At 58.1% G+C, this 11,857-nt stretch carries 10 protein-coding genes; 2 read left to right on the top strand and 8 right to left on the bottom strand.

Annotated features, from left to right (window positions below; all coding sequences use genetic code 11):
- The coding region (locus tag RXV86_RS12540) for an integrase core domain-containing protein (protein ID WP_316300186.1) at positions 1–244 on the top strand (244 nt) is incomplete at its 5' end.
- Between the two features lie 343 nt (positions 245–587).
- Here RXV86_RS12540 and RXV86_RS12535 read toward each other — a convergent pair.
- Entirely contained in the window at positions 588–3,047 is a 2,460-nt protein-coding gene (locus RXV86_RS12535) for an FAD-dependent oxidoreductase (RefSeq protein ID WP_316300184.1), read from the bottom strand.
- Positions 3,048–3,140: 93 nt separating this feature from the next.
- On the opposite strand from RXV86_RS12535, the gene RXV86_RS12530 reads away from it, so the two are divergent.
- Positions 3,141–3,785, top strand: coding sequence for a TetR family transcriptional regulator C-terminal domain-containing protein (locus RXV86_RS12530; RefSeq protein ID WP_316300182.1), 645 nt, complete (start codon positions 3,141–3,143; stop codon positions 3,783–3,785).
- 200 nt (positions 3,786–3,985) lie between these two features.
- Here the strand turns inward: RXV86_RS12530 and RXV86_RS12525 are convergent, their stop codons facing one another.
- The 7 genes from RXV86_RS12525 to RXV86_RS12495 form a co-directional block, all read right to left on the bottom strand.
- Positions 3,986–4,588 (bottom strand): hypothetical protein, encoded by a 603-nt coding sequence (locus tag RXV86_RS12525; RefSeq protein WP_316300180.1) that lies wholly within the window; start codon positions 4,586–4,588, stop codon positions 3,986–3,988.
- Positions 4,581–5,129 (bottom strand): site-specific integrase, encoded by a 549-nt coding sequence (locus tag RXV86_RS12520; RefSeq protein WP_316300176.1) that lies wholly within the window; start codon positions 5,127–5,129, stop codon positions 4,581–4,583. The genes RXV86_RS12525 and RXV86_RS12520 overlap by 8 nt, the downstream gene beginning before the upstream one ends.
- A 42-nt stretch (positions 5,130–5,171) precedes the next feature.
- Positions 5,172–5,744 (bottom strand): Arm DNA-binding domain-containing protein, encoded by a 573-nt coding sequence (locus RXV86_RS12515; protein WP_316300174.1) that lies wholly within the window; start codon positions 5,742–5,744, stop codon positions 5,172–5,174.
- A gap of 273 nt (positions 5,745–6,017) precedes the next feature.
- Positions 6,018–8,036: a S8 family serine peptidase gene (locus RXV86_RS12510; RefSeq protein ID WP_316300172.1), complete on the bottom strand. Its 2,019-nt coding sequence runs from the start codon at positions 8,034–8,036 to the stop codon at positions 6,018–6,020.
- Positions 8,037–8,045: 9 nt separating this feature from the next.
- On the bottom strand, positions 8,046–9,227 hold the full coding sequence (locus RXV86_RS12505; RefSeq protein WP_316300170.1) for a phosphatase PAP2 family protein: 1,182 nt from the start codon (positions 9,225–9,227) through the stop codon (positions 8,046–8,048).
- A gap of 28 nt (positions 9,228–9,255) precedes the next feature.
- Positions 9,256–11,049, bottom strand: coding sequence for a winged helix-turn-helix domain-containing protein (locus RXV86_RS12500; protein WP_316300167.1), 1,794 nt, complete (start codon positions 11,047–11,049; stop codon positions 9,256–9,258).
- 71 nt (positions 11,050–11,120) lie between these two features.
- The gene (locus RXV86_RS12495; protein ID WP_316300165.1) at positions 11,121–11,753 is read right to left on the bottom strand and encodes a hypothetical protein; all 633 of its coding nucleotides are present in this window, start codon (positions 11,751–11,753) and stop codon (positions 11,121–11,123) included.
- Positions 11,754–11,857: the final 104 nt, after the last annotated feature.

Below are 11,857 nucleotides of genomic sequence, written 5' to 3'. Positions count from 1 at the left end.
ATGGCACCAGACCCTGAAAAACCGCATCTTGCTGGAGAACTACTACCTGCCGGGCGACCTCAGGCAGCAGATCGACGCCTTCGTCGAGCACTACAACCATCGGCGCTACCACGAGAGCCTGCAAAACCTCACACCCGCCGACGTCTACTTCGGGCGCGGCCAGGCCATCCTGAAACAACGAGAAAGGATCAAACAGAAGACCATCGAAACGCGACGCTTGCTTCACCGCAAATCCGCCGCATAATCAAACCAACCAGATGAGCCAGACCCTCTCTTAGCTCAGGCAGCCACCTGTCCCAATATCCCTGACGACGGACATCCACTATAGTAATTATGTTATTCTTGGCATCGACTTTGGACAACGCGGGAGCACTTTTGATGAATTTCCCTACTAATCCCCTATTAATGTGCGCGGTTTGACCCCATTGAGGGCGTCTGAACCCTTAGCCCACGGCCACTCTCGTTCCGACGGAGTTGAAGAGCTCTGAAGGCGGATTGGATGTGCACCAAAACCTGCCTGTTTCCCCAGGTCGCCATGCCATAACTTCGGCAAATTGGGCACTTTTTTTTGGAACGCCAAGCCCGCTTCAAGATTTCACTTTCTCCATGCCCGGATCGAACAGGGGTTTCAGCGAAGCAGTGGCGGCAAAGAGTTCACCGGCGATCTCGATCTCCCATTTACCGTCCTCGACGATTGTGGCGGTAAGTGGCTCGTCAAGTTCGGCAAAGCCGATGCCCACAGCCCCGCCCAGGCTGTGGCCGTAGCCACCCACCTGCAGATGGCCGACCTCGCCACCGTTCAGATAGATGCATTCATTGCCGTAGAGTAATGGTTCCGGGTCCTTTAGCAGGAATTGTAGCATGCGGGTTTTCGGCACGCCCCGCGCCTTGATCGCGGCCAGAGCATCGCGGCCGATGAACCCGCCGGGCTTGTCGAGCTTGACGGCAAAGCCTAGCCCGGCCTCGATCGGGTTGTCGGTGTTGTCCACGTCCAGCCCGAAATCGCGATAAGCTTTTTCCAGCCGCAATGAGTTCAGGGTTTGCATGCCTGCATCGCGTAGACCGAACTCTTTGCCGGCCTCTTTCAACAGATCATAGACCTGCACCGCAGCATAGGACGGTACCTGAAGCTCCCAGCCCAGCTCGCCCACGAAGGTCACACGGAAGGCCCGAACGACCCAGTAACCGACATCGATGTCGGCCCAAGTCATGAAGGGGAATGCGTCGTTGGACATATCGACCGAGGTCACTTTTTCCATCAGCACCCGCGCCTTGGGGCCGTGGATGTTAATCTGGGTGATCGCGGGGGTGAGGTCGGTGATTACAACCGTTTCACCTTCACCGATGTGGCGCTTCATTCGCATCATTGTATGGCCGTGGCTGTTTTCACCGACAACGACCATGAATCTGTCATAGGTCAATCGGGTAACGGTAAGGTCTGCCTCGAACCCGCCATTTGCATTCACCCAGGCGGTATAGACCAGCCGCCCCGGTTCGACATCGACTTCGTTGCAAGAAAGACGGCTCATCAACGCCAGTGCATCGGGGCCTTCGACCTGGAACTTGGACATGGCGGACATGTCCATTATTATAACGTCCTCGCGCGCAGCCCGGTGCTCTTCGGCATGCCAGTCGAACCAGTTCTGGCGGAACCAGCTGTACTCCTCGATATTTGCCTCTGCGGACGTGGGCGCAAACCAATCGGGCATTTCCCAACCGTGGCCTTCGGTGAAGTAGGCCCCATTGGCGGCCAGCCGCTCATGCAAGACTGAGCGTTTCAGGTCGCGCGCGGTTTGATAGCCTTCATTGTGGTAATGCTGGCCGAACATCTTGCCCAACAACTCAGGTCCGCGATCCCGTCGGAAGGCTCGCGTTGCTTCGTGACGTGTGAAACGGTTGACGTTGATGCCGGTGACATCGATCTGCGGGTGGCCGCTGACAATCCATTCTGCCAGCACCTTGCCCGTGCCCGCCCCGTTCAGAATGCCAAGCGAGTTCATCCCACAAGCCACGAAACAGTTGCGCAGCTCAGGGGTTTCCCCAACCAGCGGAGCAAGGTCAGGAGTAAAGCTTTCTGGCCCACAGAACAGTTTTCGCACACCGACATTCAGCGCATCCGGGACCCGTGAATACGCCTTTTCCAGGTGCGGACCGACCCGATCCCAATCGGGTTCAATCTCACCGAACGCAAAGTTGTCAGGAATGCCGTCTAGCTTCCACGGCGCCGCACCCGGTTCGAACAGGCCAAGCATCAGCCCGCCCACTTCCTCGCGGAAGTAGGTGTAAGTCGACGGATCTTCCAAAACGGGCAGATCGCGGCTCAAACCCTCGATATTTTCGGTGATCAGGTAATAGTGTTCTGCTGCCTGAAGCGGCAGATTGATACCGGCCTTTGCCCCCAATTGACGGGACCACATGCCGCCGCAAATCACTACATTCTCGGCGGTGATGGTCTGCCCATCTGCGGTACGGACCCCGGTAGCCGTGCCGTTCTTTGCCATGATCTCGCTGACCGTGATGCCTTCGATAATCTTTGCCCCGCCCATCTTGGCGCCCTTTGCCAGGGACATGGTCACATCAACCGGGTTGGCGCGGCCATCTTCCGGGATGTAGAAGCCCGCCAGAACGTCGCTGAGATCTCCAATAGGAAACAGGTCGGCGGTTTCCTGAGGTGAAATCTCATAAATGTTGATCCCGTGCCGGCGCATGAAGGGTGCAAGCCGGCGCATCTCGTGCACGCGTTCCTCGTTGCTGGCGATCTGCAGATACCCGACATCGCGAAACCCGGTCGGTACCCCGGTTTCCTTTTCCAGATTAGCGTAGAGGTTACGCCCGTGAGTGTAGATTTCGCATTCCGCCTCGGACGGAAGCAGCCCCGCCACGATCAACCCCGCCGCATGCCATGTGGTGCCTGAAGTCAGTTGATCCCGCTCCAGAATAACGACATCCGACATGCCAGATTTGGTCAGGTGATAGGCAGTGTTGCAACCGATGGACCCGCCCCCGATGATTACAGTCTGCGCGTGTGAAGGAAGTTTCTTATTCATCAGTTTTCTCTTTTCAAGGTCGAATCGGGATTTTGATCAAACTCTATAATTGACCGGTGCCTTGTATCAACTTATTGATTGAATGAATATTCAATGGATAAATGGATGACCCCAAGAAAAACTCCGATAAAGGCGCGCACGGCCCCACCAGAGGTTCGGCGCAACCAGCTGATTGGAGCAACAATCAATTGCATTGCCGACCAGGGAATTTCTGGCACCACACTGGCCGCCATAGCCAAGGAGGCGGGACTCTCCGTTGGGCTTGCCAACTTCCACTTCAAAAGCAAGGATGCGCTGCTGTCCGAAACACTGAAACACCTGGCCGCTGAGCATCGTGACATGTGGCTTCGTGATGTGCAGCGCCATAACCTCTCGAATGCTGACAAACTACGCTTCATCGTGTCGGCGCAGTTCCACCCTCGCATCTGCAGCCGAAGGAAACTGGCGGTCTGGTTCGCCTTTTTTGGTGAGGCCGGTTATCGGAAGACTTATCGGTCGATATCATCCCAAATTGACATGGAGCGTCAGGAGTTATGCGCAGAACTGATCGAGAGCATCATTGCTGACGGCGGATACGCCAAGGCGGATGCGGAGCAAATCGCGCTAACCATGGAAGGTATGTTCGATGGGCTCTGGTTGAACATGTTGATGTATCCGGCCAAATTTACCCGCGAAAGGGCCGCCCATCAGGTGTTGGACTATCTCGGATTGGTATTTCCAAGACATTTTGCAGTTTGAGTTTGGTTTTGGAGTGCGTCCCAAGCTCAAATGAGCTGTTCGTCGCCACTTGCAGGAATAACGCCTAGGAACCGGTTCTGCTCATAAACCCAAAACATGGAAATAGCTGCTTAGGTCTCCGTCCCGCTGATAAGTTCCGATATGTTCAGTTTAAACCGCAGGGACTTTGCCGCCGTTCATCCAAAGTCCGCTCTTGGAAATCAAAGGTCAGATAGCGCTAATCCGACTGAGACAATGAGCATGATCGCGAAACCGATATTGGCCATACGTCCAGTGCGGAGACGGCTCAATAGTCGCGAGAAAAGCGACCCAAATCCTAACCACGCTGTATTCACAGCGATGATGACGACAACAAGTGCCGCAGTTTTAGCTACAGTATCCGTCAATAGGCCTTCTTCAAACAAGGTCTGTCCGGCATAGGAACGTTTTGGGCGTTTCATAACCCCTTGCAAAATTGCCCCGGCAACAGCTCTTTGATTTTTTGACAGATCGGAACCCGCACAGAGTGTCGAGGAGCAAATCTCGGCTAAGAGGTCATAGGCTTCGGGGTTGTTTTGTGCGAGGACGTACAATTTTTCAAAATCCCTCGCACTAACTGCGTAAAGTCTTTCCTTTTTTGTAAGCCTGCCTTCGGCTAACCAGAGGGCTTCAAGAAACGACGCACCGCTGCCCAAATTTCTCGCCGCCTTTACAAGTCGATCCCCAGGCCAAAACATCCAGACTTTGTTTTTGGCCGCCGGCGTTAGTTCGTCGAACTGCCGTTTGATATACTTTGCCAACTTGGTGGATTTTTCCTCATTCACTTTCCGTAAGTCCTTCCACAACGCGCTGCGCCCACCGCTCCATCAATTCCCGCCGTTGTTCCAAATAGTCCGTTCGCCGGTAAGCGCGTTCGACGGCACCTCCGACCACATGGGCGAGCGCCGTCTCCGCGACCTCACGTGGCGTGTCCGTCGCCTCAGCACACCAGGTCCGGAAACTGGACCTGAAGCCGTGTCGCCGTGCCTTAAGGCCTCGGCGTTCCATCAGGCGGGCCATTGTGGCGTCGGAGATGACGCCCTTGCGGACGCTTGGAAACAGGAAGCCATCACGCGCGAATGGCTTCGCTTGGTCGACAATTGCCTGCGCTTCCAGCGATAAGGGAATGCGATGCTCTTTTCCCGCCTTCATACGTTCGCCGGGAACAATCCAGGTATCACCCTCGATCTCATCAAGGCGGCAGAACCTTATCTCGCTCGAGCGCGTTGCGGTAAGGATTAAAAGGCGCAGAGCCAAGTGAGTGACCGTTCCCTCATCAAGGCTAGCGTAGAAGCCTGGTACGTCTCGCCAATCCATAGCCAGCATATGCTTCGGCTTGTGGCGCGACTTCCCGAGGAGGGCATTGGCCTAGTCAGTGGCTTGGATATCCACATCCAGGCCCATCGCGGCGGCGTGGCGCATGACGATGCCAACCCGGTTCATAGCCTTGCGTGCCGTGTCCGCCTTTGTATGCCAGATCGGGGCAAGGGTATTCTTGATATCCTGTTGATCGATCTCCTCGATAGGTACATGGTCGATCTTTGGCAGGACATGCAGCTCCAGTGGCGAGAACCAGCGGCCTGCTTTGCCGTCACCATTCAGCTCCGCCTTGCGAGCCTCGAAAGCCTCGTGAGCCACCACCTCAAGTGTGTGATCGTCACGAGCCGCCAACCGCCTTTGACGCTCAAGCTCCTTGATAGGGTCTTTGCCCTTTCTGGCCACGGCCCGCCATTTCTCGGCTTCCTCTCGTGCCTCCTTCAACGAGACAAATAGCAAGCCGCCGAGCCCCATCTCTCGGCGCCGGCCATGCACGGTCACACGAAGGAACCACTGGGCACCGCCATCCGGTCGCTTGTGCAGCCACAATCCTCCGCCATCCGAGTGTTTTCCCGGAGGTGCGTTCTTCACCTGTGCCGCTGAGGGTTTGTTCAATGCACGCATTTCTCTGCCCACCCAAATATCCACCCTTAGATCTGGGATATCACGATGTAAAAATGGAACACGGTAAGACAAAAATATTCCTTAATGTATTGTTTATAAAAGAAAGAATGTTCCCTTCGGTGCAAGGTGAAAGGTAGTTCAATCCGTATCACCGGCACCACTTTTCAGATCTCATCAAGAACGGTCAGATGACCAATCCGAACGTTTGCACCCTTGCGCGTCACGTAAGGCTCATAGAAACAGCTTAACACCGTTGATCCCGGCGAGAGACGATCACCTCTCCGACCAAATTGGTATTGTGATGCCGCCCGCACCGGCGCGGCTGCGCTCGGTGTCTGGATCAAGATCGAACGGGTGGCGTTTGGCCGCCGCGTGGCTCCAACCGCGGCCATCGCCCGAACCATCGTGGATGCCATCTGCTGCTGCCCGGGCGACTCGAGGCGACGCTACGCTGGTGCCGGACAATCGCACCCAGGAACCGCTGCGCGATCCGGCGCTGAAGACCCCGCGCAGAAGGTAGCTGTCATCGGATTTCGCCGCCAGATCGGGACCTTCGCGATCCAGGCCAGGCGCTTCCCCACGCGGGTTGAGCGGCCCGGCCGAGGAATAGCCGGATAGCTCCGCCTCGCGTTCACTATAGCCCGCCACGACAATCGGCTCGGGGCCGCAGGCGAACCCGCTCAAAGTGCCCGCCCTGCGCACCGGACAATCACTGGCCGGTGGGTCAGTGGCCAGTGGCGCGCCGAATCGGTCAAACCGCACATAACCCAGATCATCAAAGTAGGCCTGCCGCCCGCCTGAGCGCGACCCCGGCAGGGTTTCGTCCCGGCGCACCCAGGCATGAATAACGCCATCCGGGGCCCCGTCATTGCGGACAATCTCCAACTGCCACAGACCTGCAGGCGCCAGAACCGGATCCCGGTCCAGGTCGGCGGTGGGGCTAAGCGTCAGGGTGACAAGGCCGCGCTTGGTGCGACCACCAATGTATTGATAGGCCAGCCGGGCAATTTCCTCGCCCGCGTCATTGGTCAGCGAAACGCTCTGGCCCGGCTGGGTTTGGATCGCACCGCGCTGGCCGCTGCCCGGTACAGTGACGTGTACGGTTGCAAAGTCGGGCTGATTATCCTCAGCGCTGGTGGGCAGCCAGACCTGAATGTTGCTGGGGGTATGATCGTCGGGCTGAACCATCAGATCGAGCGCCATGTCGGCGGTCCCGTCACTGGCCTCTGCATGCATCCGCCCAAGGTTGCTGTTGCCGACTGGCAGGGTGATCCACGCCTTTTGCCCCCGCTTGGCCATGTCCGAATCCACCCCGAAAAAGTGATCGAACATCCCGGCAAAAAGCCCTGTACCATCATGCGGCCCACCGGTGTTGCCGAATGAGAAATTGAATACAACCGGTGCAGGTCCCTTGTTGTGGATGTGGAACCGTCCAGCCTGTTTCGACAGGATGTGAAAGGCCAGGTAAAGGATCGGCAACAGGTCCAGTCCAGTGGTATCTTCGACGACGCGTGAAGGCAGCACGGCGCAGATCACCGGACGCTTATCGTCGGCATGCTGCATCGGCTGGCTTGCCGCAATCGCGGCGACATGGGTGCCGTGCGACACTCGTTGCGCCACGGTGGACACAACCTGTGCTTTCAAATCGACCTGCCCGGATTGGGCATAAAAGCTCTCTTCATTAAGCAACCCGTTATGGGTGCAGTCACGCAAAATGCCGTTGATGTCCTCGCGGTTCAGCGCCCGCCCGATACTGCAGTGAGAATCGATCTTGCGCGGATCAGCCTCGAATATCGTGGCGTGTTCAACCCGGGTTTCCGTTCGATCCTTGCGCAGCAGATCATGGGCAATGGCGATACCATCATCGATTACCGCCATGACCACCGCATCGTCCGAAACCGTGACCCGTTTCATTGACGACGATGTAGCGTCATGATCCAGGAACCGCTCAGGCGTGACGGCCCCAAGCCGGAGCGACACAACGCCATAAGGGTTTTCGATCTGGTTCAACACGTCGATCAGCGCCTTGCGGGCAAAGATCGTGACCGGTTGCAGAAGCCGCACCTTTGCCCGGTCGGTGGCATCATAGGCCACCGGTATCAAAAGATCGCTTGCATGTTCCGAGAGCGCCGCTTCGAACTTATCAATCGAAGTGTTTTCGATTTCGATCAAAACGGACCACCAGGTTTCAACGGGGTCAGATGGGAAATGGCTGTCCGGCATCGACAGACGGAAATCCGTCACCGGGTCCAGCACGTTTACGTCGGGGGTGTTCCGCCAGCTCAGCATCATGACCACCGATCACGCGGTTTCGTTGCAGGGCTCATGGTCCTGCCATTCGTCCAGCGCTTTTTCCCACAGCCAGGCCAAAACCGGCGAAAACGCCTCCCCCGAGGGGTCATGCTTTTTGGCGCTGGCCCAGACACCGTGGCGCGATGCCGCCTTTTTCTTCATCCGGTCGTCCTTGGCGTCGTAAATCTTGTGCCAATCGAAATCGTCATTTTCGTCGAAATTCGGCCCGTTGAAATCAGACGACCACCAATCGCCGCCACAGCACTGATTGTAGACATGCTCGGCCATGGTACAGCCCAGAACGGCGCCGGCCGCGCTGTCGATCGGGAAATGCACCCCGGCCACGGTGCGGTTTGTGGCAATGCGCGATGCCAGCCGCATCAGCATTTCGCCCCAATAGGCCTTGTCACTGTATTGCGGCGCGTTGGAATGCAGCATCAACTTCCAGATCAACCGCGCCATCAGAAAGGCCTCGGTCGCGTGACCGCTGGGCAGGGATCCATGCGTTGGTGTCGGGATCATCGGCTGTATCTGCGGCGAAAACTCAATCGGGCGTTTCACCGACAGGGCGAATTTCATCCGCTGGATCAGGGCCGAGCCGAACCCCAGGGCGGTGAAAAGAAACTCGAGCGTATAAGGCGTGCGGCCCGGGTCGATGAAGCCGATGGTCGAGAAGAATGGTGCCGGGGCAGCCACCTGGGTCAGAACCTCGGCGGCACGGTCCGGGCGAATCTGGGCGTAACCCGCGACCAGATCCAGCTGGCAAGTCAGCTGTTCGATGGTCGGGCCGGTCATCGCAACCAACGAGTCGTAGTCGACCCGGCGATTGCTGCCCTTGACCTCGCTGCGGCGCCACAGGGTTGCGGTGGGTGTATCACCTTCTTGTTCGAAGCTGACATCGACACTTGGCCCAAGCTCGGCCTGATAGATTGCCGCGCGCACCGCGGGTGACAGACGTTTCAGGGTGCGGGGATCATTGCGCACGCCTGGCTGCACATTGCCGATCTGGTCCAGTCGCGCGCCAACTATGCCATCGCGATTGGTCATGAAGGCGTCAGCCAACATCGGATTTTCTCCGCCGCCCGGCGCGCCGAAGGCAGAAAAGGCACTTTGGCTGGAAAAAGCACTGAAAGCGCTGAACGCACTAAAGGCACTGAATGCGCTGAACGCACTCTCTGGATTGGTGGTCATGTCGCGTCTCCTTGATAAATGTTTAGTGCTAGTCGGGTACCCCTGCGCTCCGCAGCAAATCGGCAAAGCGCCGACCGACCTCGTAATCCGCGCTGGGCGTCGATTTCAGCCATTTGCTGACCCGCAACTCGGGTTGCAGCCGCATCAATTCGCCTGCCGTCTTGCGCGCGCTCTCGCCATCGCCTGCACCTGCCTGCGCCGCGGCCAGCGTACGCAGGGTCGACACGTGAGTCCGGTTCAGCCGCAGCGATTCCTTGGCCAACGTCACCGCGCGTGAATAATCGCCCGCAGACAGGTTCGCCGCCGCCGCCAACACGAGATAGAAATACCGGTGCGGATCCAACGGCGTCAGGTGCAGGGCGCGCTCGGTATTGCGGGTGCCCTTTGCGCCATCATCGCGAAACGCTGCCAGCATGCCGCGCAACGCGCGCCCCTGCGCATCATTGGGGTTCGAAATCAATGCAGTTTCATAACGTTCTTCCGCCTCATCCAGCCGATGCGCCAGATGCGCCAGAACCTGCCCTTCACAGACCAGAGCAAGGCTGTTGTCAGGGTCCAGATCCAGAGCCCGCGAGGTGAAACTCAGCGCATCACGCGCCTCGCGACCCGGATCTTCGGTCCAGCCCTGCACCGTGCGCAACACGTGCCAGCGCCCCAGCCAAGCCAATGGTGCCGGGCTGTTTGGCGCGCGGCTAGCAACAAACTCCAGATAGTCCCGGGCAGCGTTGAACTCTTTTGGTGAAAAGCGGTGCATCAGCCCGATCGCCCCGTGCAGAACACTGAACAGTTTCAGGTTTTCAACCGGCCGCGACCGCACCCGGCGGATCTCGTTCACCATGATCGCGTTGTGGATGTGATGCACAATCCGCTCGACCCAGTCGGTCTGCTCCAGAAGGGTCCCGACCCTGAGCTTCATCCGGTCCGACCACAGAACGAACCGGTTTTCAGTCTCGGCCAGTTCGACCGACATGATTGCGTTGGTGCCGTCATTGGCCAGATACCCGGACAACACGAAATCGGCATTCAGCGTCCGGCCCATGTCGCGCAGATCGCCATCTCGGCCTCGCAAGTTGCCGGTGCTCAGGCGCGAGATGATATTAACGTCCTCGGCCCGGCCAAGTGCGCCGGAGATTTCATCGGCGGCAAAGATGCCAAGCGGGTCATTGTCACCCTGGGGCAAGCGACGCAGCGGCATAACCGCAAGCGTCGGCAACACATCGCGTGGATCAAGCCGGGCGCCGACGGCACTCTCGGCACCGGCTGCGACTGGTGCCTCCGGAGCCGTTTCCGAATGCGTGGCCGGCTGAAACGATGCCGGGGCTTCGGCCATGGCCTTTGGGTCAGGGACAGCGGGTACAGCAGGTGGCACATGAATGGCCTGTCCATTCAGGATGTAGCCCCGCTTGCGCAGGGTCTTGAGCAGAACGTGGTCATGGTCGCCCAACCCCCGGCGAATATCTGCAATGCACTGGGTCAGGCTGTCATCCGTGACCGACACATCAGGCCAAATCTCGGCAATCAGATCGTCGCGTGGCACCAACCTTCCCAGCCTCGCAGCCAGATACCGCAGCACCTGCGCTGATTGCCACCTGAGAAGAATTTCATCACCGGCGGCCCCGATCAGCCGATCAGTTGCTACATGATAGATCGCGTCACCCAGCCGAATGCGATCCGGTGCTGCGTCCTTATCCACGGAAATCGCCGCCTCCCAAGTTCCGACCACAGTTTCCGGCCCATCACCTGTCCGAATGCCGCACCGGTCCCGCGCACCGCCAAAATGGACGTTGCCGAAATGCCTGTTGCATTCATCGTTGTTTGCCACCCACAGGGATGGACCCGTTCCCCCACACTCGCGATGGTAGCAGTCCTTCGCGTTTAAATACAGTGCGGGCATCACGATACCCTTTCAAGGAACAAAGCGGGGTTTCCGGCCTCGACACAGCTAAGCGTGTCGAAGCCGATGGATTGCAGGGTGCGCGGGCATTTGGCCGAGATCGCGATATTGTCCGTTCCTTCGGAAATCGTCGGCGGTAGCGTCGGATCGTCGATCAGGATGCCCATCGCAAACGGTGCGGTCAGCGATGTCATGACCAGCCACCCACGCATCCCGATCTGGACCTGCGACACACCGAGCCATGGAGGCGGCGAGGTGCGGATAACCGTCAGGTCGGTCAGTTTCTCCAACCGGATCAGCGGGTTTTGAGCATCGGTGACAAGCGGCGCGACACCGCCCGTCTGGCTCCAGTTGCGGGTGATGCCGAAACGCGGTTTCGGCTGCGTCGCCGTGCAATACAGCCAATGGGTCTGAATGCGCCGGCCGTCGGGGTCCACTCCGGAACAGCTATAGGTCGCGCCAACATGCAGGGCGTTGCTGTCATAGTCTTCGTCTAGCACCAGTTCGTGAAACTGATGGCTCAGAACTTGACCTTCAAGATATTGGCCCACGGCCCCCGATAACACCGGTTCCACCTCGATCGGCACCTCCCGGTAATAGGGATGAACCCGTATGTCGCGCAGTCTGGTCACGTTCGAACGCATCTCTCTTTCCATGCCCTGCTGTTCCCGCCCCTCGTGGTGTGGATGCACCGGGCAATTCGTTTTCTTCGACCGTTTCAGCGGCCTGTCTTGAG

It is taken from the genome of Aliisedimentitalea sp. MJ-SS2, assembly GCF_032586155.1.
Taxonomy (GTDB): domain Bacteria; phylum Pseudomonadota; class Alphaproteobacteria; order Rhodobacterales; family Rhodobacteraceae; genus JAWHTC01.
Note: the sequence above shows the minus strand (reverse complement) of the source record. Positions and strands in the feature narration are given on the sequence as shown.

Bases quoted from the DNA above. Each gene is read 5' to 3' on its own strand.
- RXV86_RS12535 (WP_316300184.1), bottom strand. From the start codon at position 3,047: ATGAATAAGAAACTTCCTTCACACGCGCAGACTGTAATCATCGGGGGC.
- RXV86_RS12515 (WP_316300174.1), bottom strand. From the start codon at position 5,744: ATGCGTGCATTGAACAAACCCTCAGCGGCACAGGTGAAGAACGCACCT.
- RXV86_RS12510 (WP_316300172.1), bottom strand. From the start codon at position 8,036: ATGATGCTGAGCTGGCGGAACACCCCCGACGTAAACGTGCTGGACCCG.
- RXV86_RS12520 (WP_316300176.1), bottom strand. From the start codon at position 5,129: ATGCTGGCTATGGATTGGCGAGACGTACCAGGCTTCTACGCTAGCCTT.
- RXV86_RS12505 (WP_316300170.1), bottom strand. From the start codon at position 9,227: ATGACCACCAATCCAGAGAGTGCGTTCAGCGCATTCAGTGCCTTTAGT.
- RXV86_RS12530 (WP_316300182.1), top strand. From the start codon at position 3,141: ATGGATAAATGGATGACCCCAAGAAAAACTCCGATAAAGGCGCGCACG.